At 68.3% G+C, this 23456-nt stretch carries 26 protein-coding genes; 14 read left to right on the forward strand and 12 right to left on the reverse strand.

Features of this window, described 5'->3' with window-relative positions; genetic code table 11:
* Nucleotides 1–139: 139 nt before the first annotated feature.
* Complete coding sequence (fusA, locus tag QTH86_RS09105) at nucleotides 140–2200, reverse strand: elongation factor G (RefSeq protein WP_286644996.1); 2061 nt, start codon at nucleotides 2198–2200, stop codon at nucleotides 140–142.
* Between the two features lie 189 nt (nucleotides 2201–2389).
* Complete coding sequence (locus QTH86_RS09110) at nucleotides 2390–4792, reverse strand: YgiQ family radical SAM protein (RefSeq protein ID WP_286644995.1); 2403 nt, start codon at nucleotides 4790–4792, stop codon at nucleotides 2390–2392.
* A gap of 170 nt (nucleotides 4793–4962) precedes the next feature.
* On the opposite strand from QTH86_RS09110, the gene QTH86_RS09115 reads away from it, so the two are divergent.
* Nucleotides 4963–5904 carry a bifunctional helix-turn-helix transcriptional regulator/GNAT family N-acetyltransferase gene (locus QTH86_RS09115; RefSeq protein ID WP_286644994.1) on the forward strand — a complete coding sequence of 314 codons (942 nt, stop codon included), beginning with the start codon at nucleotides 4963–4965 and terminating at the stop codon, nucleotides 5902–5904.
* Nucleotides 5905–5911: 7 nt separating this feature from the next.
* Here the strand turns inward: QTH86_RS09115 and QTH86_RS09120 are convergent, their stop codons facing one another.
* On the reverse strand, nucleotides 5912–6694 hold the full coding sequence (locus QTH86_RS09120; protein ID WP_286644993.1) for a 3-hydroxybutyrate dehydrogenase: 783 nt from the start codon (nucleotides 6692–6694) through the stop codon (nucleotides 5912–5914).
* A gap of 99 nt (nucleotides 6695–6793) precedes the next feature.
* Entirely contained in the window at nucleotides 6794–7993 is a 1200-nt protein-coding gene (locus tag QTH86_RS09125) for a DUF3734 domain-containing protein (RefSeq protein WP_286644992.1), read from the reverse strand.
* Between the two features lie 47 nt (nucleotides 7994–8040).
* On the opposite strand from QTH86_RS09125, the gene QTH86_RS09130 reads away from it, so the two are divergent.
* Nucleotides 8041–8583, forward strand: a complete 543-nt coding sequence (locus QTH86_RS09130; protein WP_286644991.1) for a DUF924 family protein — start codon at nucleotides 8041–8043, stop codon at nucleotides 8581–8583.
* Between the two features lie 14 nt (nucleotides 8584–8597).
* On the opposite strand, the gene QTH86_RS09135 is transcribed toward QTH86_RS09130, so the two are convergent.
* Entirely contained in the window at nucleotides 8598–9497 is a 900-nt protein-coding gene (locus QTH86_RS09135) for a YihY/virulence factor BrkB family protein (RefSeq protein WP_286644990.1), read from the reverse strand.
* 101 nt (nucleotides 9498–9598) lie between these two features.
* Between QTH86_RS09135 and QTH86_RS09140 the strand changes: the two genes are divergently transcribed.
* The 4 genes from QTH86_RS09140 to QTH86_RS09155 all read left to right on the forward strand — a co-directional run bounded on the left by QTH86_RS09140 (nucleotide 9599) and on the right by QTH86_RS09155 (nucleotide 12049).
* Entirely contained in the window at nucleotides 9599–10207 is a 609-nt protein-coding gene (locus tag QTH86_RS09140; protein WP_286644989.1) for a chromate transporter, read from the forward strand.
* Complete coding sequence (locus QTH86_RS09145) at nucleotides 10204–10803, forward strand: chromate transporter (protein WP_286644988.1); 600 nt, start codon at nucleotides 10204–10206, stop codon at nucleotides 10801–10803. Before QTH86_RS09140 ends, QTH86_RS09145 begins: the two co-directional genes overlap by 4 nt.
* 18 nt (nucleotides 10804–10821) lie before the next feature.
* Nucleotides 10822–11778, forward strand: a complete 957-nt coding sequence (locus tag QTH86_RS09150) for an aldo/keto reductase (RefSeq protein ID WP_286644987.1) — start codon at nucleotides 10822–10824, stop codon at nucleotides 11776–11778.
* 100 nt (nucleotides 11779–11878) lie between these two features.
* Nucleotides 11879–12049, forward strand: coding sequence for a hypothetical protein (locus QTH86_RS09155; RefSeq protein WP_286644986.1), 171 nt, complete (start codon nucleotides 11879–11881; stop codon nucleotides 12047–12049).
* An 89-nt stretch (nucleotides 12050–12138) separates the two neighbouring features.
* Here the strand turns inward: QTH86_RS09155 and QTH86_RS09160 are convergent, their stop codons facing one another.
* From QTH86_RS09160 to QTH86_RS09170, 3 genes are all read right to left on the reverse strand, one after another.
* Nucleotides 12139–12378, reverse strand: coding sequence for a hypothetical protein (locus QTH86_RS09160; RefSeq protein WP_286644985.1), 240 nt, complete (start codon nucleotides 12376–12378; stop codon nucleotides 12139–12141).
* A 77-nt stretch (nucleotides 12379–12455) separates the two neighbouring features.
* Entirely contained in the window at nucleotides 12456–12968 is a 513-nt protein-coding gene (locus tag QTH86_RS09165) for a hypothetical protein (RefSeq protein WP_286644984.1), read from the reverse strand.
* Nucleotides 12958–14097 (reverse strand): cupin domain-containing protein, encoded by a 1140-nt coding sequence (locus tag QTH86_RS09170; RefSeq protein WP_286644983.1) that lies wholly within the window; start codon nucleotides 14095–14097, stop codon nucleotides 12958–12960. Before QTH86_RS09170 ends, QTH86_RS09165 begins: the two co-directional genes overlap by 11 nt.
* 14 nt (nucleotides 14098–14111) lie before the next feature.
* Between QTH86_RS09170 and QTH86_RS09175 the strand changes: the two genes are divergently transcribed.
* Entirely contained in the window at nucleotides 14112–14636 is a 525-nt protein-coding gene (locus tag QTH86_RS09175; protein WP_286644982.1) for an FKBP-type peptidyl-prolyl cis-trans isomerase, read from the forward strand.
* A 145-nt stretch (nucleotides 14637–14781) separates the two neighbouring features.
* Here QTH86_RS09175 and QTH86_RS09180 read toward each other — a convergent pair whose 3' ends face one another.
* The 4 genes from QTH86_RS09180 to coaBC all read right to left on the reverse strand — a co-directional run bounded on the left by QTH86_RS09180 (nucleotide 14782) and on the right by coaBC (nucleotide 17616).
* Nucleotides 14782–15285, reverse strand: a complete 504-nt coding sequence (locus QTH86_RS09180; RefSeq protein ID WP_286644981.1) for a glycine zipper 2TM domain-containing protein — start codon at nucleotides 15283–15285, stop codon at nucleotides 14782–14784.
* 174 nt (nucleotides 15286–15459) lie between these two features.
* Nucleotides 15460–15906 carry a dUTP diphosphatase gene (gene dut, locus QTH86_RS09185; protein WP_286644980.1) on the reverse strand — a complete coding sequence of 149 codons (447 nt, stop codon included), beginning with the start codon at nucleotides 15904–15906 and terminating at the stop codon, nucleotides 15460–15462.
* Nucleotides 15907–15910: 4 nt separating this feature from the next.
* The gene (locus tag QTH86_RS09190) at nucleotides 15911–16393 is read right to left on the reverse strand and encodes a hypothetical protein (RefSeq protein ID WP_286644979.1); all 483 of its coding nucleotides are present in this window, start codon (nucleotides 16391–16393) and stop codon (nucleotides 15911–15913) included.
* The gene (coaBC, locus tag QTH86_RS09195) at nucleotides 16390–17616 is read right to left on the reverse strand and encodes a bifunctional phosphopantothenoylcysteine decarboxylase/phosphopantothenate--cysteine ligase CoaBC (RefSeq protein WP_286644978.1); all 1227 of its coding nucleotides are present in this window, start codon (nucleotides 17614–17616) and stop codon (nucleotides 16390–16392) included. The genes QTH86_RS09190 and coaBC overlap by 4 nt, the downstream gene beginning before the upstream one ends.
* Before the next feature lie 132 nt (nucleotides 17617–17748).
* Between coaBC and pyrG the strand changes: the two genes are divergently transcribed.
* Genes pyrG through QTH86_RS09230 form a run of 7 tightly spaced genes read left to right on the forward strand, consistent with a single transcriptional unit; the run spans nucleotide 17749 to nucleotide 23451 of the window.
* The gene (gene pyrG / locus QTH86_RS09200; protein ID WP_286644977.1) at nucleotides 17749–19419 is read left to right on the forward strand and encodes a CTP synthase; all 1671 of its coding nucleotides are present in this window, start codon (nucleotides 17749–17751) and stop codon (nucleotides 19417–19419) included.
* Nucleotides 19416–20273, forward strand: a complete 858-nt coding sequence (gene kdsA, locus QTH86_RS09205) for a 3-deoxy-8-phosphooctulonate synthase (RefSeq protein ID WP_286644976.1) — start codon at nucleotides 19416–19418, stop codon at nucleotides 20271–20273. The genes pyrG and kdsA overlap by 4 nt, the downstream gene beginning before the upstream one ends.
* On the forward strand, nucleotides 20270–20560 hold the full coding sequence (locus tag QTH86_RS09210; protein WP_286644975.1) for a DUF1330 domain-containing protein: 291 nt from the start codon (nucleotides 20270–20272) through the stop codon (nucleotides 20558–20560). Before kdsA ends, QTH86_RS09210 begins: the two co-directional genes overlap by 4 nt.
* A gap of 27 nt (nucleotides 20561–20587) precedes the next feature.
* Nucleotides 20588–21871, forward strand: coding sequence for a phosphopyruvate hydratase (eno, locus tag QTH86_RS09215; protein WP_286644974.1), 1284 nt, complete (start codon nucleotides 20588–20590; stop codon nucleotides 21869–21871).
* A gap of 17 nt (nucleotides 21872–21888) precedes the next feature.
* Entirely contained in the window at nucleotides 21889–22164 is a 276-nt protein-coding gene (gene ftsB, locus QTH86_RS09220) for a cell division protein FtsB (protein ID WP_286644973.1), read from the forward strand.
* 10 nt (nucleotides 22165–22174) lie between these two features.
* The gene (gene pnuC / locus QTH86_RS09225) at nucleotides 22175–22792 is read left to right on the forward strand and encodes a nicotinamide riboside transporter PnuC (protein ID WP_286644972.1); all 618 of its coding nucleotides are present in this window, start codon (nucleotides 22175–22177) and stop codon (nucleotides 22790–22792) included.
* Complete coding sequence (locus QTH86_RS09230) at nucleotides 22789–23451, forward strand: AAA family ATPase (protein WP_286644971.1); 663 nt, start codon at nucleotides 22789–22791, stop codon at nucleotides 23449–23451. The genes pnuC and QTH86_RS09230 overlap by 4 nt, the downstream gene beginning before the upstream one ends.
* The last annotated feature ends 5 nt before the right edge of the window (nucleotides 23452–23456 follow it).

The following is a 23456-nucleotide window of genomic DNA, read 5'->3' on the forward strand; positions in this document are numbered from 1 at the left end:
CAGCCAGTTCAGCAAAATCGCGTCTGCGTCATCTGCGGGTCGTAGCGAGAGGCACAGTGCAAAGAACAATTGCGTTCGCTCGGCAACAAGGTGCTGTGGGGCGCACAGGGCATCGCGCTCGAATTGCTCTGAGCTTCTCCTACTCGTCTTCGCGCACCCGGTACTGGCCCACCAGCGTCTGCTGAACGGTCGGCGGCACCGCTTCGTAGTGCGACAACGCGATGGTGTAGCGGCCCTGGCCGCTGGTCATCGCATTGAGCCGCGACTGGTAGTTGGCCAGCTCGGCCATGGGCACCTGCCCGCCGACGGTCACGGTGCCGCCCCCGAGGGCCGACGTGCCGGTGACCAGGCCGCGCCGCGACGACAGGTCGCTCGTGACATCGCCGACGGAATACTCCGGCACGTCCATCTCAATCTGGACGATCGGCTCGAGCACGACCGGCCGGGCCTCGCGGATCGCGGCCATGAAGGCCTTGCGGCCGGCGGTCGCGAAGGCGATGTCCTTGCTGTCGACGCTGTGGTGCTTGCCGTCGTGCACCACGACGCGCACGTCGACCACAGGGTAGCCGGCGATTGCGCCGCACATCAGCACCTCGCGCACGCCCTTCTCGACCGCGGGGATGAACTGGCCCGGGATCGCGCCGCCCCTGACCTCGTCGGCAAACTCGAAGCCCGCGCCGCGCGCCAGCGGCTCGATGCGCAGGAAGACCTCGCCGAACTGGCCGGCGCCGCCGGTCTGTTTCTTGTGCCGGTGGTGGCCTTCGGCCGGCACGGTCACGCTCTCGCGGTAGGCAATGCGCGGCGGCCGCGTCTGGACCTCGAAGCGGTACACCTCGCGCAGGCGGTCGAGCACGATGCGCAGGTGAAGCTCGCCAAGCCCGTAGAGGACCGTTTCGTTGGTCGCGGCCACGTGCTCGATGCGCAGGCACGGATCCTCGGCGGTGAGCTTGCCGAGGATCTCCCAGGCGCGCTGCTCGTCGCCATGGCGCTTGGGCTCCACGGCCAGGCCATACACCGGCACCGGGAACGCCAGCGGCGCTAGATGGACATGGCTGTCTTCCGCCGCGTCGTGCAGCACGGCGTCGAAATGGATCTCCTCCACCTTGGCCACCGCCACGATGTCGCCGGGTACCGCGTGCGACACCTCCACATGGTCCTTGCCCTGGAGCATGAACAGGTGCCCCACCTTGAAAGGCTTGCGGCCGTCGCCGATGTAGAGCTGGCTGTCGCGCGTGAGCGTGCCCTGGTGTACGCGGAAGATGCCCATCTTGCCGACATAAGGGTCGATCGTGACCTTGAACACGTGCGCCAGCACGTGCAGCGCCGGGTCGGGCGAGGCCTGCATGGGCTTGGCCTCCGCGCCCTCGCCGACGATGAAGTCCGGCGGGTTGGCCTCGGTCGGGTCGGGCAGGAGCTTGACGATCACGTCCAGCAGCTCGGCCACGCCGGCGCCGCTGCGCGACGAGACGAAGCACACGGGGATCAGGTGGCCTTCGCGCAGCGCCTGCTCGAGCGGTGCGTGCAGCTCGGCCGGGTCCACGTCGCCCTCCTCGAGGTAGCGGTCGACGAAGGCCGCGTCGACCTCCACCACCTGCTCCACCAGCGCGCGGTGCGCCACTTCGACGGGGCCGAAGTCGGACTGCCCGAAGCGGTTGAAGAAGCAGTCCACCACCTGCCTGCCGACCCCGTCGGGCAGGTTCAGCGGCAGGCATTCGCGGCCGAAGGTGGCCTGGATGTCGGCCAGCAGTCCCGCCAGCGAGACGCCCTGCGAGTCGATCTTGTTGACGATGATCACGCGGGCGAGGTGGCGCGAGGCCGCGTACGCCATCATGCGCACCGTCATCGGCTCGATGCCGGTGGCGGCATTGACGACCACCGCCGCCGTCTCGACCGCCTCCAGCGCCGGCAGGCTCTGGCCGAGAAAGTCGGCGCCGCCGGGCGTGTCGATGAAGTGGATGCGCGTGCCGGCATGCGTGAGGTGCATCACCGATGCGTTGAGCGAGTGCTGCATGCGGCGCTCGAGCGGGTCGTGGTCGCTGACGGTGCTGCCGCGCTCGATGCTGCCGCAGGCCCCGATGGCGCCCGCCTTGTACAGCAAGGCCTCGGCGAGGGAGCTCTTGCCGGCGGCCGCGGCGCCGACGAGCGCCAGCGTTCGCACTGCTTCCATTTCGGCCGTGAGGCCGTTCGATCGGCTTGGCATGGAAGGACTCCTTTGCGCGTTCGCAAGGTCGGCCCGGCGGCCCCAAGGGCTCGGGTGTTGCGCGCTAACGCCGGACCAGCGTACGGGATTGGCCTCGCCGATGCAAGTCATCACAGTGACCGCGCAAGCTTTCGACAGCCCTCACAAAGGTCGCGCGCCGCAGTGGCGCCCTCGCAAGCCGCCGCGCGCTCAACGCGCCTTGCGGAAGCCCTTGCCAGGCACGCCGCTCGGCGCACGTGCAGCGCCGGTCTCGCGCGGCGGCAGGCCGGTGTGCTGCGTGAGGATGCGGCCCTTCGACGGCTTCACCGGCGTGAGCTTGACCGGCGCGGCCTTGGCCGCAGGCGGGACGGCGGTCGAGTTCTTGCGCCGCGCGCTGGTGTAGCCGCCGTCGGTCAGCGGCTGCCAGGTCGGGATCAGGTGGTGTTTGCCGTTGCCGATCAGGTCGGCGCGGCCCATGCTCTTCAAGGCCTCGCGCAGCAGCGGCCAGTTGTTGGCGTCGTGGTAGCGCAGGAAGGCCTTGTGCAGGCGGCGGCGCTTGTCGCCGCGCACGATGTCCACCGTTTCACTCTCGCGCGTGATCTTGCGCAGCGGGTTCTTGTTGGTGTGGTACATCGTCGTCGCCGTGGCCATGGGCGACGGGTAGAAGGTCTGCACCTGGTCGGCACGGAAGCCGTTCTTCTTGAGCCAGATCGCGAGGTTCATCATGTCCTCGTCGCTGGTGCCCGGGTGTGCCGCGATGAAGTACGGGATGAGGTACTGCTTCTTGCCCGCCTCGGCCGAGAACTTCTCGAACATCTGCTTGAACTTGTCGTAGCTGCCGATGCCGGGCTTCATCATCTTGGTGAGCGGGCCCTGCTCGGTGTGCTCGGGCGCGATCTTGAGGTAGCCGCCGACGTGGTGCTGCACCAGTTCCTTGACGTACTCGGGGCTCTGCACGGCCAGGTCGTAGCGCAGGCCGGAGCCGATCAGGATCTTCTTGATGCCCTTGAGCGCACGCGCGCGGCGGTAGATCTTGATGAGCGGGTCGTGGTTGGTGCCGAGGTTCGAGCAGATGCCTGGGTACACGCAGCTGGGCTTGCGGCAGGCGGCCTCGATCTCGGGGCTCTTGCAGCCGAGCCGGTACATGTTGGCCGTCGGGCCGCCCAGGTCGGAGATGGTGCCGGTGAAGCCGCTCACGCTGTCGCGGATGGCCTCGACCTCCTTGATGATCGATTCCTCGGAGCGGCTCTGGATGATGCGGCCCTCGTGCTCGGTGATCGAGCAGAAGGTGCAGCCGCCGAAGCAGCCGCGCATGATGTTCACGGAAAAGCGGATCATCTCCCAGGCCGGGATCTTGGTCGCGCCGTCGTGGCTGCCGTTCTCGTCCGCATAGCGCGGATGCGGGCTGCGCGCATACGGCAGGTCGAACACGTGGTCCATCTCTGCCGTGGTCAGCGGGATCGGCGGCGGGTTGATCCACACATCGCGCGCCGTGTGGCCTTCGCCGTGCGCCTGCACCAGCGCGCGCGCGTTGCCGGGGTTGGTCTCGAGGTGCAGCACGCGGTTGGCGTGGGCGTAGAGCACCGGGTCGGCGCGCACCTGCTCGTACGACGGCAGGCGAATCACCGAGCGGTCGCGCGGCGGCACCTTGAGCTTGACCGAGGGGTTGGCGACGAAGGTGATGGGCTTGATGGCCGGGTTCACATCGGCCGTGCGCGCACGCACCGCAGCAAGGGCCTGGGCACCGGCCGCTTCGGCCGTGGCGGCCACGACCTGGGCCTCGTCTTCCTTCGCACAGGTGGCGCCATTGGCCTTGGCCTGGTCCGACACCATCAGGTAGGGGTTCACATGCGCCTCGACGCGGCCGGGTTCGTCGACGCTGGTCGAGTTGATCTCGAACCAGGCTTCCGGCGTCTCGCGCCGCACGAAGGCGGTGCCGCGCACGTCGGTGATCTGCTGCACGGGCTCCTTGGCGGCCAGGCGGTGCGCAATCTCGACGATGGCGCGCTCGGCGTTGCCGTACAGCAGCAGGTCGCATTTCGAATCGACCACGATCGAACGGCGGACCTTGTCCGACCAGTAGTCGTAGTGCGCGATGCGGCGCAGGCTGCCTTCGATGCCGCCGAGGATGATCGGCACGTCGCTCCAGGCCTCCTTGCAGCGCTGCGAGTAGACGATGGCCGCACGGTCGGGCCGCGCGCCGCCGACGTCGCCGGGCGTGTAGGCGTCGTCGCTACGGATCTTGCGGTCCGCCGTGTAGCGGTTGATCATCGAATCCATGTTGCCGGCGGTCACGCCGAAGAACAGGTTCGGCTTGCCCAACACCTTGAAGGGGTCCGCGCTCTGCCAGTCGGGCTGGGCGATGATGCCGACGCGAAAGCCCTGCGCCTCCAGCATGCGGCCGATCACCGACATGCCGAAGCTCGGGTGGTCGACGTAGGCATCGCCGGTGACCACGATGATGTCGCAGCTGTCCCAGCCGAGCGCGTCCATTTCCTGGCGCGAGGTCGGCAGGAATTTCGCCGTGCCGAACCGCGCCGCCCAGTACTTGCGGTAGCTGGTCAGCGGCTTGGCGGCGCGCGCGAAAAAGGAGACGTCGACGGGGGCGTTCATCGGGGAGTGTTCTGTGAGACCTGGAAGGCGGCCTCGGCCTTCGGGCCTGCGGAGGGCAACCCGCGATTGTAGGCGGCCGGGTCGTTTCTGTCGCCCCTGACCGAGTGTCCCGCGCCGACACAGGTCTTGATTTGTTTGACTTTGTCAACTTTCTGACCACAGAATCGCCGATGTCCGACGCCACCCTGCCCGCCTCTGTCGCACCCGAAGCCGTCAAGGCGGTGCGCCGCTTCAACCGCTTCTTCACACGCCGCATCGGCGTGCTCGAGCCGTACCTGGGCAGCGCGCTGTCGCTGACCGATGTCCGCGTGCTGTACGAACTGGCCCACCGGCCGGGCGTCGTGGCACGCGACCTGATGCACGAGCTGGGGCTGGACGCGGGCTATCTCAGCCGCATCCTCAAGCGCTTCGAGGCCGACGGCTGGCTCACGCGCAACCCCAGCCCCGCGGATGCGCGCCAAAGCCTGCTGGCGCTGACCGAGGCCGGTCACGCCGCCTTCGCACCGCTGCAGCAGCGCTCCCGCGACGAAGCGGCCGCCCTGCTCCGGCCCCTGCCGGCCGGCCCGCGGCAGCAACTGGTCGACGCCATGGCCCGGGTCGAAGCACTGCTCGCCGACGCGCCGACGGCCTCCCGCCAAGTGATGTTGCGCGATCCGGTGCCGGGCGACATCGGCTGGGTCGTGCAGCAGCACGGCGCGCTCTACGCCCGCGACTACGGATGGGACATGCGTTTCGAGGCACTGGTTGCCGGCATCGCGGCCGACTTCGTGCGCAAGTTCCAGCCCGACTGGGAGAAGTGCTGGATCGCCGAGCTCGACGGCGAGCGGGTCGGCGCGATTTTCTTGGTGCGCAAATCGGCCACCACGGCGCAGCTGCGGATGCTCATCCTCACGCCCCAGGCGCGCGGCCTGGGCCTGGGGGCCCGGCTGACCGATGAATGCATCGCCTTCGCGCGCGCCAAGGGCTACCGGAAGATGGTGCTGTGGACCAACAGCTGCCTCACGGCGGCGCGCGCGATCTACGCGAAGCGCGGCTTCCGGCTGGTCAAGTCCGAGCCCTACGAGGGCTTCGGACAGCAGCTCGTCGGCGAGACCTGGGAACTGCGGCTGTAGCGCAGGCTTATTCCATGCTCCACCCGTGGCTCACGATGAGCGACTGGCCCGTCAACGCATTGGTCGGGAACGCGGCGAACAGCAAGGCCACGCGCGCGACATCGTCGGTCGTCGTGAATTCGCCATCGACCGTGTCCTTGAGCATCACGTTCTTGACGACCTGTTCCTCGGTGATGCCGAGGGTCTTGGCCTGCTCGGGAATCTGCTTCTCGACCAGCGGCGTGCGCACGAAGCCCGGGCAGATGACATTGGAGCGAACGCCGTACTTGGCGCCTTCCTTGGCCACGGTCTTCGAGAGGCCGATGAGGCCGTGCTTGGCCGTCACGTAAGGCGCCTTCAGCACCGACGCTTCCTTGGAATGCACCGAGCCCATGTAGATCACGCTGCCGCCGCGGCCTTGCGCGTACATGTGCTTGAGGCAGGCCTTGGTCGTGAGGAAGGCACCGTCGAGGTGGATGGCGAGCATCTTCTTCCAGTCGGCGAAGCTGAATTCCTCCACCGGGTGGACGATCTGGATGCCGGCGTTGCTCACCAGGATGTCGATGCCGCCGAAGGCCTTGGCCGCCTCCTCGACGGCCGCGTCGACCTGCTCTTCGCTGGTGACGTCGACCGCCACGCCGATGGCCTGCGCACCCTTGGCCTGAAGCTCGGACGCCGTGGCATCGGCCGCGGCCTTGTTGAGGTCGGCGATCACGATCTTCGCGCCTTCCTGCGCGAACAGGAGCGCGATTTCCTTGCCGATGCCGCTGGCCGAGCCGGTGATGAAGGCGACCTTGTCCTTGAGTTGCATGGGATGTCCTTGTTGACGTGAAAGGGTGTGGCCAGCGTGCAAGCCGCGTGCCGGGGATGAGAGAGCCTACGCGGCGTGCCTTTGACGAAGCTGACCGGCTCAGCGCGCCGCACGCACGGCTGGCAGCTGGAGCGGACGGCGCACACGGTGGGCGTTCGGCTCGGTCAGGTCGAAGGTGGTGACACCGTTGACCTGGGAGGCTTCCTGCAGCAGTTCCGGGTGGTCCAGCGTGTTGCGGATGTCGCGCAGGCCGGCCTCCCAGTGGTCTTCGACCGACGCGCGCGAGAACTCGTAGTCCTTCGATTCCAGCTCGTAGTGCTTGTCGCGGTAGATCAGGTGGACGATCTCGATCGGCTGATGCGTCAGTTCGGCGCAGATGGCGGCCACCGCCGGGTCCTTGCGCAGGCGCTCCGGCATCTTGGCCATCAGGTCGGCGATGGCCTGCTGCAGGTTCATGTTGGCGGCCATCGCATCGGTGTTCATGCGGGTGCGGCTCGAATAGGTGATGTCCTTCTGCCGCTCCATCGCCTCGGCCAACGTACGCGGCATATCGCCATGGGCACTGAAGAGGTCGACCTGCAGCACCATCAGCGGCTCGGTGCGCGGGTGGGTGTCGAGCACGTACTGCAGCGGTGTGTTCGACACGATGCCCCCATCCCAGTAGTCCTCGCCGTCGATGTGCACCGGCGCGAAGCCCGGCGGCAGCGCGCCGCTGGCCATGATGTGCTCGGGCCCGATGCGCTGCACCGTGTTGTCGAAGTAGACCGAGTTGCCGCTGCGCACGTTGACCGCGCCCACGCTGAAGCGGATGCCGCCGTCGTTGATGCGGTCGAAGTCGACCAGCCGCTCGAGCGTGGCCTGCAGCGGCGCGGTGTCGTAGTAACTGAGCACCGGTGCCGCGCTGCCCAGCAGCAGGGCCGGAGAACGCCGCGGCTCGAAGAAGCCGGGAATGCCGAACAGCGTGGCCGCGCTCGCGCTCCACTGGTTGCGCCAGGTGCGCTCGCCGGCCCAACTCGGCAGGCGCTGCGCCGGACCGGACGACACCAGGTGCCAGAACTCCTTGAGCCGCTCGACGCGCTTCTCCGGCGGGTTGCCGGCGATGAGCGCCGCATTGACCGCACCGATCGACACGCCGGCCACCCAGTCGAGCTGCTTGTGCTTTTCGGTGACGCCGGCATAGACGCCGGCCTGGTAGGCACCGAGTGCGCCACCGCCCTGCAGCACCAGGGCGCGGCGCGCCTTCGTGATGTCCAGGCGCGAGGCCGATCGGCGGGTCTTCGGGCGGGGGGTGGAGGTCATGCCTGACATTGGACACCAAGCCGCCTGCCGATGGCATCATCCCGCGCATGAACCCACAGCCCTCCCCCGACGATGTCACGCGCTTCTGGCGAGACGCCGGCCCCCAGCGCTGGTTCAAGAAAGACGCCGCCTTCGACGCGGATTTCAAGGCGCGCTTCGAAGGGGCGCACCACGCGGCCGCGACCGATGCGTTCGACGACTGGGCGTCGGCGCCTGATGGCGCCCTCGCCCTGCTGATCCTGCTCGACCAGCTGCCGCGCAATGCCTGGCGCGGCAGCGGCCACATGTTCGCGACCGACGGCAAGGCACTGGCCGTGGCCCGTGCCGCCGTCGACGCCGGTTTCGACCGCCGGATCGACGATGCGCTGCGCGCCTTCTTCTACATGCCCTTCATGCATTCCGAGTCGCTCGCCGACCAGGAACGCTGCGTCGAGCTCTGCGCCGACCTGCCGGACAACCTTCGCTTCGCCATCCTGCACCGCGACATCATCCGGCGCTTCGGCCGCTTTCCGCACCGCAATGCCGCGCTCGGGCGAACGACGACGCCGGAGGAACAGCGCTTTCTCGACGAGGGCGGCTTCGCGGGCTGACGGCCTTCACCCCTTCACCGCAACGGCGTGGGCTGCTGCGGCACGTGTTCCTGGGGCTGCGGTTTGCCCCGCAGCGAGCCGTACTTATGGGCATAGACCCAGGTGAACTCCGCCCCCAGCAGGAAGATCTGGGCCGAGTAGTAGACCCACACCAGCACCACCACCAGGGAACCCGCCGCGCCATAGCCCGAGGCCACGCTGCTCTTGCCGATGTACAGGCCGATGAGGTGCTTGCCGACGGTGAAGAGCAGCGCCGTGACGCCCGCGCCCACCCACACGTCGCGCCATTCGACCTTCACCCGCGGCATAAGCTTGTAGATCATCGCGAAGATGACGGTGACCATGCCGAAGCTGACGACGAAGTTCACGCCCTGCGCCAGCACCTCCCAGCCGCCGAAGACCGGCGCCCACCACTTGCCCAGCGCCGCGATGGCCGCGCTCGCGACCAGCGACACGATCAGCAGGAAGCCGATGCCCATGATCATGCTGAAGGACAGCAGGCGCACGCGCAGCAGGCCGAAGACTCCGCCGCCGGTGTCGCGTGCCGGCGCCCGCCAGATGCGGTCCATCGCGTCCTGCAGTTCGCCGAAGACGGTGGTAGCGCCGACCACCAGCAGCGCCAGGCCGATCACGGTGGCGATGATGCCCTCGCGCGGCTTGTTGACCGCCTCGAGCATGCCCTGCACCGCCAGCGCGCCCTGGGCACCCATCAGCCCCGAGAGCTGCGCGAAGATCTCGCCACGCGCTGCCTCCTGGCCGAACACCAGGCCGGCCACCGAGATCACGATCAGCAGCAGCGGGGCCACCGAGAACACCGTGTAGTAGGCCAGTGCGGCCCCCATGCTGGGCGCGTAGTCCTTCTTCCAGGAAAGGAAGGCCTGCTGGGAGAGATCGATGAGTGCACGCAGTTGCATGGCCGCCAGTGTGGCAGCGCGCCGGGCGCGGGCCTGTCGGCGCAGTGCCCGTGCCACCGACGGCAGCACGACCACCCCGGCCCGCCCATAATCGATCGCCTATGCAGCTGCTCGCCCCGGACGCCGCCACGGCCACCGACCGCCCCCGCCCCCGATCGCCACGCGATCTCTTCGTCTCCTTCACCTGGCTGGCCCTGCAGGGCTTCGGCGGCGTGCTGGCCATCGTGCAGCGCGAGGTCGTCGAGAAGAAGAAGTGGCTCACGCCCGAGGAATTCCTGGAGGACTGGGCCGTCGCCCAGGTGCTGCCGGGGCCCAACGTGATCAACCTGTCGGTGATGATCGGCGACCGCTATTTCGGCGTGCGCGGCGCCGCGGCGGCACTGGCCGGCATGCTCACGGTGCCGCTGGTCGTGATCCTCGCGCTGGCGGTGCTGTACGCGCACTTCGCCGGTAACCCGCAGGTGGCGGGCGCGCTGCGCGGCATGGGCGCCGTGGCCGCGGGGCTGATCGCCGCCACCGGCATCAAGCTGATCCCGGCGCTGCGCCGACTGCCGCTCGGCTTCGGGCTGTCGCTGGCAATCGTCGCGGTCGTCCTCGCCGCCATTGCCTGGCTGCGCATTCCGCTCGGTTGGGTGCTGATCGTGGTGGGCGGCGTGGCCTGCGGTGAAACCTGGCGGCGCCTGCGGCCCGTGAAAGGGCCCGCGCCATGACCATCACGATGCACTGGCACGACTGGCTGGCGCTGCTCGCGCAGTACCTGATGCTGTCGATGCTCTCGGTCAGCGGCGCGATCACCACCGTGCCCGACATGCACCGCTACCTGGTCGACCAGCACGGCTGGCTGACCGAGGCGCAGTTCACCTCGTCGGTCGCCATCGCGCAGGCGGCGCCCGGCCCCAACGTGCTGTTCGTCGGCCTGATGGGCTGGAACGTCGGGCTGAACGCGGGCGGCGGCATCGGCGCCGGTCCGCACGCCTGGCTGCTGGGCCTGTTCGGCCTGGCCGTGACCATGGTCGGCATCATGGTGCCGAGCACCACCCTCACCTACTTCGCCACCCGCTGGGGCCATCGCAACCGCGAGCGGCGCGAGGTGCGCGCCTTCAAGCAGGGCATGGCGCCGGTGGTGGTCGGCCTCTTGATCGCCACCGGCTGGGTGCTGGCCGCCGGCAACGTCACCGCCGGCGTGCCGGCCTGGCGCTTGTGGCTGCTGACCGCCGTCACCGCCCTCATCGTCTGGCGCACCCGCGTGCACCTGCTCTGGCTGCTCGGCGCCGGAGCACTGCTGGGCGCCTTCGGACTTGTCTGACCTTCTCAGGAGAAACCCATGCAACTTCGCGAACTCGGCCGCTCCGGCCTCCAGGTGTCCCCGCTGGCCTTCGGTGGCAACGTCTTCGGATGGACCGTCGACGAGGCCCAGTCCTTCCGCCTGCTCGATGCCTGGCTCGATGCGGGCTTCAACTTCGTTGACACGGCCGACGTCTATTCCCGCTGGGTGCCGGGCCACGTGGGAGGCGAGTCGGAAACGATCATCGGCAAGTGGCTGCGCCAGAGCGGCAAGCGCAACCGCATCGTGCTCGCCACCAAGGTCGGCAAGCCGATGGGGGACGGCAAGGTGGGGCTGTCGGCGGCGTACATCCGCGAGGCGGTCGATGCGTCGCTGATGCGGCTCAAGACCGACCACATCGACCTCTACCAGTCGCACGACGACGATGCGGGCACGCCGCTCGAAGAGACGATGGAAGCCTTCGCCGGCCTCATCAAGGCGGGCAAGGTCCGCGCAATCGGCGCATCGAACTACAGCGCGCCGCGCCTGGCCGAAGCGCTGGACGTGTCCGAGCGCCTCGGCCTGCCGCGCTACGAAAGCCTGCAGCCGCTCTACAACCTGTACGACCGCGCGGTGTTCGAAGACGCCTTGGCGCCGCTGTGCCTGGAGCGCGGTGTGGGCGTGATCAATTTCTATGCGCTGGCCGCCGGCTTCCTGACCGGCAAATACCGCAGCGAGGCCGACGCGGGCAAGAGCGCACGCGGCGCCAACACCACCAAGAAGTACCTGAACGCGCGAGGCCTCCGCATCCTCGCCGCGCTCGATGCGGTGGCGGCCACGCATGGCGCGACACCCGCCCAGGTCGCCATCGCCTGGCAGATCGCGCAGCCGGCGGTGACGGCACCGATCGCCAGCGCCACCTCGACCGCGCAGCTCGACGAGCTGACGAAAGCCGCCACGCTGAAGCTCGACGATGCATCCATTGCGGCCCTGGACGCCGCCAGTCGGGAAGGCTGACCAGTAGGCTCGCTCCGACACGGGTTGGCGCTTCCGGCGCCTGCCGGAGACGGTCGCGAAGGCTCATAGTTCCTTCATCCAAAAATTAGGAGAGAGAACCATGTCCTTCGCGCTTTACATGATCGGTTTCGTGATTTTCCTGGCCGGCCTCGCCTGGGGCGCTTCGGTCGCCGGGGTGCCGACCCTGTACATCGGGATCGGCGCGCTCGTCCTGCTGGGGATCGGCATCTTCAGCGGCGTGGGCCGCACACGCGGCAAGGACCCGTCTTGATCATCGGCCCACGCGGCTGACGCTCGCCCAAGAAAAAGCCCGCCCGGTTCGACCCGGGCGGGCTTTTTCTTGGGTGCCAGAACGCCGACTTACTTGGGCGCGGAGGCGGCGTTGCGTGCCGCCTCGGTGGCGGCATTGGCCGCGTCGAGGGCCGACGAGGCAGACGACGAGGGCGCAGCCGCTGGCTCGGACGAAGCCGGTGCTGCCGGTGCCGGCGAGACCGAGGCCGGCGGCGGCGTCACCACCGCGGGCGCCGGCTCCTCCTTCTTGCCGCAGGCGACCAGGGCGGCCGCGGCGATGACAGCGGCGATCAGGACGGATTTGTTCATGGCGTCTCCTTGAATGAATGCATGAACAAAAATTCTAGGAGCGCATTCCTGCATCAAAACGTGAGCGCGGCCTCGGCTTACAGGCCCAGCGTGGTGGCTGGAAAGGCCGGCCGCGCATGGCGAAGGCATTCGTCGATCCGCTCGCGCAAGGCGCGTCGGCTGTCGGCCTGGTGGCTGCACACGCCGCGGCTGTGCTCGGGGTCGATGCGGTGCAGCGACCAAGTCGGCGTGAGGATCAGGCTCGGCACCGAGGGCGCGCCCGCACCGCTGCAGGCGCGTGCATCGACCACGTGGCTCCACAGCCGGCGCCACTCGACGAAGCGCGCATGCGAGCGGTCGAAGACCTGGAAGTTCTCGGCCAGCAGCAGCAGGCTGCGGCCGCTCGCCGCCCAGGCCTGCAGGGCGGCGATGCTGCGGCGCTCGCCCAGGGGCCAGTCGGCGAAGCCGGGATCGCTGAAGACGATCTCGCGCCAGCCCTGCTGCGCCGCCGCGTCGAAGGCGCTGCGCAGGTGCGCATCGAAGGCCACGCGGCCATCGAAGGGGCCGTCGGGCAAGGCAGGCCCATCGACGGGCGGCGTGTCAGTCGGCATGGGCCCACCCGGCCTCGCACCAGTCGCTCAGGAGGGCCCGCGCGTCGTCGCTGGCACGCGCCAGGTCTCGCGTATCGAGGGCGCGCTGGTCGGCCAGGCGGCGCATCAGGGTCGCGTCGCGGCCGCCGGCACGGAAGCTCTCGCCGTTGATGTAGAGGTGCCGCGCGTCATAGAGCATGCGGGTGCGGCGGTCGAGCCGCACGCCCTGCTGCGCGTCGGGGGCCTCGCCTGCGTCGAACCACACGTTGGACTTGGGCTCGGTCATCGATTCACCCAGCGCGCGGTCGATCGCGTCGGGGTCGCGCAGCGCCGCTTCGACGGCCTGCCGCGCGAAGGCCTGCAGCGCGCCGGGCATGGCGGCCGGATGCTCGACCGCCGCCTGACCGGGGTCGCGGTAGTGCAGCGACGGACGGTCCGCCGCGTCCTGCAGGGCATCGGCCTGCGCCTCGGCCATGCGCGCCAGCAGGTCGGCGCCAAGCGGCGCCGCGGCCGGGGCGCGCAGGCCGATGGAGTACGTCATGCAGTCGCCGCCGACCGCCACGCCGTCGTGCGCATAGCGCGGCGGCAGGTAGAGCATGTCGCCGGCCTCGAGCACGAAGCTATCTTCCGGCTCGAAGTGTTCGAGGATCTTGAGCGGCACGTCGGGCTGAAGGCGCAGGTCGCGCTGCCGGCCAATCGACCAGCGGCGACGCCCGCTCGCCTGCAGCAGGAACACGTCATAGCTGTCGAAGTGCGGGCCGACGCCGCCGGTGTCGCTGGCATAGCTGATCATCAGGTCGTCCAGCCGTGCATCGGGCAGGAAGCGGAACTCGCGCATCAGCGCATGGGCGCCCGGATGGTGGAGGTCGACACCCTGCACCAGCAGCGTCCAACCAGGCTGCTGCAGCGACGGCACGGCGCGCCGCGCGAAAGGGCCATGCTTGAGCGACCAGCCCTTCGGGCTCTGCCGGATCAGGCGCGACTCCACATCTTCCTGTGCGGCGAGCTCGAACAGCGCGCTGCGCGGTACCGGCGGCACCATCTGCGGCACGGCCTGTCGCACCAGCAGCGGCTTCTTCTGCCAATGGCGGCGCATGAACTGCGCCGCCGTGAGTCCGCCCAGGAGCGCGAGAGGGGAATGAATGTCCATGGGAGAATTCTGCAATGGAAATTTCTGAACAATGCGTGGTCGGCCTGACCTGGACGCTCAAAGACACCCTCGGCGACGTGCTCGACGTGCTGGATGAACCGGTGGAGTTCCTCGTCGGCGGCGACGATCTTTTCTACGCGATCGAAGCGGTGCTGCAGGGCCACGAACCCGGCGCGCGGGTGCAGGTGCAACTCGAACCCGAGCAGGCCTTCGGCGACTTCAACGACCAGCTGCTCTTCCTCGAACCGCGTACGCTCTTCCCCGAAGGCACCGAGGAAGGCATGACCTTCGACGGTGCCGCCCTGCCCGACGGCGTGAACCCCGACATGCCCAAGGACGTGATCTACACCGTCGCCGAGATCTACCCCGGCCACCTCGTGCTCGACGGCAACCACCCGCTCGCCGGCATCGCCCTGCGCCTGGACATGACCGTGCGCTCCGTGCGCGAAGCCACCGAGGAAGAGATCGGCCGCGGCTCCGCCGGGACCGGCTTCTTCAAACTGGCCTCGGCCACGCCCGGCAGCGACACGCTGCACTGAACCGACAAGAAACGCCCCAACAGAAAGCCCCGCGATGCGGGGCTTTCTTGTTCCAGGGATACCGTGGAACCGGCTCTGCCGGGCCACTGGTATCGCCCCCTTGAGGGGGAGGCGGCGACACGCAGTGCGCCGCTTCGGGGGTGGGTCAATATCTAGAAATCTGCCCGCCGTTGATCACCACCCGGTCGCCGATCCGCAGGTCGCCCGGCGTCGGCACGTCGAAAGCCCGGTAGCCGCCGCGATCGATCTGCACCGAGATCCGGTAGCTTTCGTAGGCACGCGGCGCATTGTTGTTGGCCTCGATGTTGTTGCCCAGCAGCGCACCGCCGACGATGCCCAGAGCCGTGGCCGCCGCGCGACCACCGCCGTGGCCGATCTGGTTGCCCAGCACACCGCCGATCACGCCGCCGGCCACCGCTCCGCCGCCGCCGGGTGCCGCGCCGCGTGTTTCGCTGCGAACCACCTCGATGTTGGCGATCTGGCCGTATTCGGCGTACGGGCCCTGGGGTGCCGCGTACGCCGGCTGCGCATGCGGGTGGTAGGGATAGCGGGCGGTCTCGTAGACCGGTTGCGGTGCCACGCAGGCGGTCAAGGTGGCGAGGGCCACCACGGCTGCAGTGAGTGAAAGGATGCGAAGTTGTTTCTTCATGTGTGTTACTCCACGAAACCTGTTGAACGGGACACTCTCGGCTTCTCTTAACGCGCCGGCGTGCGGTCCGATGACCGCTCATTCTGCTGGCGGATCATGGAGAGTTCGAGGAGACCGCTTTGTAAGGAGTTCCCGGCTTTGCACCAGGGACACATTCGCAGCGCGCGGTGCGAATCAGCTTCGCCCGGTGGAGCCGTAGCCGCCCTCGCCGCGCTCGCTCGGCGGGAACTCGGCCACCACATTGAACTGCGCCTGCACCACCGGCACGATCACCAGCTGGGCCAGCCGCTCCATGGGCTGCAGCACGAAGGCCGTGTCGCTGCGGTTCCAGGCGCTGACCTTCAATTCGCCCTGGTAGTCGCTGTCGATCAGCCCGACCAGGTTGCCCAGCACGATGCCGTGCTTGTGGCCGAGGCCCGAGCGCGGAAGGATCAGGGCCGCGTAGCCGGGGTCGGCCAAGTGGATGGCGATGCCGGTGCCGACCAGTTGCCACGCGTTGGGCTCGAGCGTGATCGGCGCATCGAGGCAGGCGCGCAGATCGAGGCCGGCGCTGCCGGGCGTGGCATAGGCGGGGAGTTGGTCCGCCATGCGCGGATCGAGGATGCGGACGTCGACGTTCACGGATTCACTTGCCTTTGGGTCGTTGCTGTTGCTGTTTCTCGGCGGCCTGGCGGGCCATGTCTTCCAGCCAGGTGCGCCATGTATCGATGCCGGGCGGCAGGAGGCGCCGGCGGAACCGGTGGGCCAGCCAGAGGCCGCCCCCGAGAACGAGCAGCACCAGGCCGAAGGGCAGGTCGGCCACGATCATCGCGACCAGCAGGCCGACCCAGACGAGGACGGCACCGCGGATCAGGTCCACCGCCGCCGGGCGAGCGGCGCCAGGGGCTCCGTCCCCTGCCGTCGTGCGCACGACGACCGGGCGCGCTCGCGCCACGCCGCGCTGCGGCGACAGGCCATCGGACGGCTCGTTCGTCGGCGCCATGCCGACGTCGAGCGCATGGTCGCCATCGGCCTCGGCGGCACGACGGGCCGTGGCCGAACGGGCGGACAGCTGCTCGACGTAGCGCGCGAAGTCGCCGTCCGGCGGCGTGTTCCATTGCGGGTTCATGTCGGCTTCGTCGCCGGCAGGCGCACGGCGATCTCGGCGATCAACTCACGCGCGAGTTGCAGCTTGGGGGCGCGCGGCAACTCGCGCACGCCGTCGGCATCGACCAGCAGCAGGCTGTTGTCGTCCTGCCCGAAAGTCAGCGGGCCGATGTTGCCTACCAGCAGCGGGATGCCCTTGCGCGCGCGCTTGGCCTTGGCATGTTCGGCGAGGTTCTCGCTCTCGGCCGCGAAGCCGACACAGAACAGTTCGCCGCTGCGTCCGCGGGCGCTTTGCGCGATCGTCGCCAGGATGTCCGGGTTCTCGACGAAATGCAGCACCGGCGGCTGGCCGCTGCCATCCTTCTTGATCTTCTGCTCGCTGTGCGAGGCCGGCCGCCAGTCCGCCACCGCCGCCGTGGCGACGAAGACCGACGCACTGCGGGCCTCGCGCTCGGCCGCGTCGCGCATCTCCAGCGCGGACATCACGTCGATGCGCCGCACGCCGCGCGGGGTGGTCTGGTGCACCGGGCCGGCGATCAGCGTGACCTCGGCGCCGGCCTCGCGCGCGGCGCGGGCGATGGAGAAACCCATCTTTCCGGATGAATGGTTGGTGATGCCGCGGATCGGGTCCAAGGCCTCGAAGGTCGGGCCGGCCGTGACCAGCACCCGGTGGCCCGCCAGCAGCTTGGGCTGGAAGAAGGCCGTGATGTCCTCGAGCAATTGGGCCGGCTCGAGCATGCGCCCGTCGCCGGTCTCGCCACAGGCCTGCCAGCCACTGCCCACGCCCAGCATCGTGGCGCCGTCGGCCGCCACCTGCTGCAGGTTGCGCTGGGTGGCGGGGTGGGCCCACATCTCGCGGTTCATGGCGGGGGCGATCAGCAGCGGCACGCGCTCCGTGGGCCGGGCCAGGCACATCAGGCTCAGCAGCTCGTCGCTGCGCCCCTCGGCCAGCCGTGCGATGAAGTCGGCGCTGCACGGCGCCAGCACGATCGCGTCGGCCTCGCGGCTGAGGTTGATATGCGGCATGTTGTTGTCCTCGCGCGGGTCCCACTGCGAGGTGTAGACCCGGCGGCCGGACAGCGCCTGCATGGTGACCGGCGTCATGAACTGCGTCGCCGCCTCGGTCATGACCACCTGCACCGTCGCGCCGGCCTTGACGAAGAGCCGGCAGAGCTCGGCCGACTTGTAGCAGGCGACGCCGCCCGTGAGTCCCAGAACGATGTGTTTGCCGGCGAGGTCTTGCATGCCGGTATTGTTGCTCAGGCCGAATCCCGCGCACCCGCGCAGATTCCGGGATGCCCCCAGCGTCGGCCGGGGGGCTGGCGCCACCTATAATCCTCATTTCCCACTGACCGGACTTGAAAGTCTGGAAATGGCATGACCAAATTCGTCTTCGTCACCGGCGGTGTGGTGTCTTCCCTGGGCAAGGGAATCGCCTCCGCCTCTCTCGCCGCCATCCTCGAATCGCGCGGCCTCAAAGTCACCCTCATCAAGCTGGATCCGTACATCAACGTCGATCCCGGCACGATGTCGCCGTTCCAGCACGGCGAGGTGTTCGTCACCGACGACGGCGCCGAGACCGACCTCGACCTCGGCCACTACGAGCGCTTCATCAACACGCGGATGCGCAAGGCCAACAACTTCACGACCGGCCAGATCTACAAATCGGTCCTCGAGAAGGAACGCCGCGGCGACTACCTCGGCAAGACGGTGCAGGTGATCCCGCACATCACCAACGAGATCCAGGAATACATCAAGCGCGGCGCCGGCATCGGCACGGCGCACGAGGTCGACGTGGCCATCGTCGAGATCGGTGGCACGGTCGGCGACATCGAGTCGCTACCCTTCCTCGAAGCGGTGCGCCAGATGAGCCTGCGCAACGGCCCCAACAACTCGGCCTTCGTGCACCTGTCGTACGTGCCGTGGATCGCCGCGGCCGGCGAACTCAAGACCAAGCCGACCCAGCACACCGCCAAGGAGCTGCGCGCCATCGGTATCCAGGCCGACGTGCTGCTGTGCCGCGCCGACCGGCCCATTCCCGACGACGAGCGCGCCAAGATCTCGCTGTTCTCGAACGTGCCCGAATGGGGCGTGATCTCGATGTGGGACGTGGACACCATCTACAAGGTGCCGCGCATGCTGCACGAGCAGGGCCTGGACGGCCTGATCTGCGACAAGCTGCGCATCAACACGCCGCCCGCCAAGCTCCAGCGCTGGGACGACCTGGTGTACGAGGTGGAGCACCCGCAGCGCGAAGTCACTATCGCCATGGTCGGCAAGTACGTCGACCTGTCGGACAGCTACAAGTCGCTGAACGAGGCGCTGCGCCACGCCGGCATGAAGAACCACGCCCGCGTGAAGATCGACTACATCGATTCGGAAACCATCACGCCGCAGGACGTGTCGCGCCTGTCGAAGTACGACGGCGTACTGGTGCCGGGCGGCTTCGGCCAGCGCGGCGTGGAAGGCAAGATCTCCGCCGCCAAGTTCGCCCGCGAGACGCAGGTGCCCTACCTGGGCATCTGCCTGGGCATGCAGGTCGCGACCATCGAGTACGCCCGCAACGTGGCGGGCCTGAAGAACGCCAACAGCACGGAGTTCGACCCGACGACCCCGACCCCCGTGATCGCGCTGATCACCGAGTGGAAGGACGCCGACGGCAGCATCAAGACGCGCGACGAGAAGTCCGACCTGGGCGGCACCATGCGCCTGGGCGCGCAAAGCTCCGACGTGGCCCCGGGCACGCTGGCGCACAGCATCTACGGCGACGTGGTGACCGAGCGCCACCGCCACCGCTACGAAGCCAACGTCAACTACCTCGACGAGCTGCGCCGCGCCGGCCTGGTGATCTCGGCGCTGACGCAGCGCGAGCACCTCACCGAAATCGTCGAACTGCCGCAGGACGTGCACCCGTGGTTCATGGGCGTGCAGTTCCACCCCGAATTCAAGTCCACGCCCTGGAGTGGTCATCCGTTGTTCAACGCATTCATCAAGGCGGCGCTGGACCACCAGGGCGCCGACAAGAAAGCACTGAAGGTCGTTGCATGAAACTCTGCGGATTCGACATCGGCCTGGACCAGCCCTTCTTCCTGATCGCCGGCCCCTGCGTGGTCGAGTCGGAACAGCTGCAGATGGACACCGCCGGCACGCTGAAGGACATCACCTCGGCGCTCGGCATCCCGTTCATCTTCAAGAGCAGCTTCGACAAGGCCAACCGCTCGTCGGGCACCAGCTTCCGCGGCCCCGGCCGCGACAAGGGCCTGGAGATCCTGGCGAAGGTCAAGCGCGAGCTGGGCCTGCCAGTGCTGACCGACGTCCACACCAACGAGGACATCACCGAGGCCGCCAAGGTGGTCGACGTGCTGCAGACGCCCGCCTTCCTGTGCCGCCAGACCGACTTCATCCGCGCCGTGGCGCAGTCGGGCAAGCCGGTAAACATCAAGAAGGGCCAGTTCCTCGCGCCGCACGACATGAAGAACGTGATCGACAAGGCGCGCGCGGCCGCCAGGGAAGCCGGCCTCGACGAAGACAGCTTCATGGCCTGCGAGCGCGGTGCGAGCTTCGGCTACAACAACCTCGTCTCCGACATGCGCTCGCTGGCAATCATGCGCGAGACCAAGGCGCCGGTGGTGTTCGACGCCACGCACTCGGTGCAGCTGCCGGGCGGCCAGGGCACGACATCCGGCGGCCAGCGCGAGATGGTGCCGGTGCTCTCGCGGGCCGCGGTGGCGGTCGGCGTGGCGGGCCTCTTCATGGAGACCCACCCCGATCCGTCGAAAGCCCTGAGCGACGGCCCCAACGCCGTGCCGCTCAGGCACATGAAGGCGCTGCTCGAGACGCTCGTCGCGCTCGATCGCGTCACCAAGAAGAACGCTTTCCTCGAGGACATCTTTCAGTCATGACCAGCGCCTACATCATCGCCAACGTCGAAGTCACCAACCCGACGCAGTACGAGGACTACAAGAAGTGGTCGACCGCGGCCATGCAGGCGCACGGCGCCGAGGTGTGCGTGCGCGGCGGCAAGGTCGAAGTGCTGGAAGGCGACTGGGCGCCGCAGCGCCTGGTGATCCTCAAGTTCCCCTCCGTTGAAGCCGCCAAGGCATTCGACAGTTCCCCCGAATACGGCAAGGCGCGCGCGGCGCGCCAGGGCGCCGCGATCATGCGGATGATCGTGGTCGAAGGCGTTTAAGTTTTTTTGTTTTGAGAAAGAGACGCAATGAGTGCAATCGTTGACATCGTCGGGCGCGAAATCCTCGACAGCCGCGGCAACCCCACCGTCGAATGCGACGTGCTGCTGGAAAGCGGCACCATGGGCCGCGCGGCCGTGCCTTCGGGCGCGTCCACCGGCTCGCGCGAAGCCATCGAGCTGCGCGACGGCGACAAGGGCCGCTACCTCGGCAAGGGCGTGCTCAAGGCCGTCGAGAACATCAACACCGAGATCTCCGAATCGGTGCTGGGCCTCGACGCCAGCGAGCAGGCCTTCCTGGACCGCACGCTGAACGACCTGGACGGCACCGACAACAAGGGCCGGCTGGGTGCCAACGCCACGCTGGCCGTGTCGATGGCCGTGGCCCGCGCCGCCGCCGAAGAGTCCGGCCTGCCGCTGTACCGCTATTTCGGCGGCATGGGCGGCATGCAGCTGCCGGTGCCGATGATGAACGTCATCAACGGCGGCGCGCACGCCAACAACAGCCTGGACCTGCAGGAATTCATGATCATCCCCGTGGGCGCCAAGAGCTTCCGCGAATCGGTGCGCTACGGTGCCGAGGTGTTCCATGCACTCAAGAAGATCCTGGGCGACCGCGGCATCAGCACGGCGGTCGGCGACGAAGGCGGCTTCGCCCCCAGCGTCGAGAGCCACGAAGCGGCGATCCAGCTGATCCTCGAAGCGATCGACAAGGCCGGCTACGTGGCCGGTGAGCAGATCGCCCTGGGCCTGGATTGCGCGGCCAGCGAGTTCTACAAGGACGGCAAGTACGTGCTGGCCGGCGAGAACCTCTCGCTGTCGGCCGAGAGCTGGACCGACATGCTGGCCACCTGGGTCGACAAGTACCCGATCATCAGCATCGAAGACGGCATGCACGAAGGCGACTGGGACGGCTGGAAGCACCTGACCGAGCGCCTCGGCAAGCGCGTGCAATTGGTGGGCGACGACCTGTTCGTCACCAACACCAAGATCCTGCAGGAAGGCATCGACAAGGGCATCGCCAATTCGATCCTGATCAAGATCAACCAGATCGGCACGCTGACCGAAACCTTCGCCGCCATCGAGATGGCCAAGCGCGCCGGCTACACGGCCGTCATCTCGCACCGCTCGGGCGAGACCGAGGACTCGACCATCGCCGACATCGCCGTGGGCACCAACGCCGGCCAGATCAAGACCGGCTCGCTGTCGCGTTCGGACCGCATCGCCAAGTACAACCAGCTGCTGCGCATCGAGGAAGACCTCGGCGACATCGCCAGCTACCCTGGCCGCGGCGCGTTCTACAACCTGCGCTGATCCTCGGCCTCTGAGGCATGCGCTCGCGCGTCGTTCCCATCGTCCTGGCCCTGCTGCTGCTGATCCTTCAGTGGCAGCTGTGGACGGGGCGCGGGAGCGTGCCCGAGGTGTCCAAGCTGGAAGACAAGCTGAGCGCGCAGAAGGAATCGAACGCGCGCGCCGCCGTAGCCAACGACCGGCTGGCCTCCGAGGTCAACGACCTCAAGGAAGGTCTGGAGATGGTCGAGGAACGTGCCCGGCAGGAACTGGGCATGGTCAAGCCGGACGAGGTCTTCGTCCAGATCACGCACTGACCGGGCCAGGATGCCCGAGCTCCTTTCGGCGCCGGCCTTCGTGCTGTGGGGCGCCCCGACCAGCTGGCTCGAAGTGATCGCCGCGTCGCTGGCCCTGGCCATGGTCGGCTGCAACATGCGCGAGATCCACTGGGGATGGCCGCTGGCCATCGTCAGCTCGCTGCTCTACGGCTTCGTGTTCTTCGAGGCACGCATCTACGGCGACGCCTCGCTGCAGATCTTCTTCGCCGTCGTCGCCTTCTGGGGCTGGTTCCAGTGGCTGCGCGGACACCGCGGTGACGGCGGCCCCCTGCGCGTCGCCCGGCTTTCCCCGAACGGCCTCGCCCTGGCGCTCCTGGCCTGCGCCATCGCCTGGCCGGCGGTCGCCCTCTTTCTCCGCCGCTTCACCGACACCGACGTGCCCTGGTGGGACGGCTTCGCCACCGGGCTGAGCCTGGTCGGCCAGTTCCTGCTGGGACGCAAGTTCATCGAGAACTGGTGGGTGTGGCTCGCCGTGAATCTGGTGAGCATCGGCCTCTTCATCCACAAGGGCCTGTGGCTCACGGTCGGCCTGTACGCGGTGTTCGCCGTGCTCAGCGTGGCGGGCTACCTCGCCTGGCGCCGGCGGCTGGCGCCCTCGGCCGCATGACGCCGTCGCTCATCTCTGGAAATGTGATCGCCGTGGTCGGTGCCGAAAGCACCGGCAAGACGGAGCTCGCACGCCTGCTGGCCGAGCGGCTGACGCAGCGCGGCATTGCGACAACGCTCGTGCCCGAGGTGCTGCGCGACTGGTGCGTGCGCGAAGGCCGCACACCGCGCCCGCACGAGCAGGCGGCCATCGCCGACGAGCAGACGCGCCGCATCGCCGAGGCCGCACGCCACGGCGTGGTGGTAGCCGACACGACGGCGCTGATGACCGCTGTCTACAGCGACATGCTGTTCGATGATCGAGCCCTCTACCCCGACGCGCTCGCCGCGCAGGCCGGCTACGCGATGACGCTGCTGACGGCGCTCGACCTGCCCTGGGTGGCCGACGGCCTGCAGCGCGACGGGCCGCATGTGCGCGAGCCGGTCGACGCGCTGGTGCGTGCCGCGCTGGCGCGCGCCGGCGTCTCGTACGCCGTGGTGCATGGCCGCGGGCCCGAACGCCTCGCCAGTGCCTGGACGGCGTTGAATCTCGCCAGCGATGCCGAAGCAACGGCAGCGCGCCGGACAGCGGGCGAGGCTTGGGGTTGGTCCTGCGAGAAATGCTCCGATCCGGTGTGCGAGCACCGGCTGTTCACCGATCTGCTGTCGCGGCGCAGCTGAGGGCG

This window comes from Variovorax sp. J2L1-78, from assembly GCF_030317205.1.
In the GTDB taxonomy this organism is placed as follows: Bacteria; Pseudomonadota; Gammaproteobacteria; order Burkholderiales; family Burkholderiaceae_C; genus Variovorax; species Variovorax arabinosiphilus.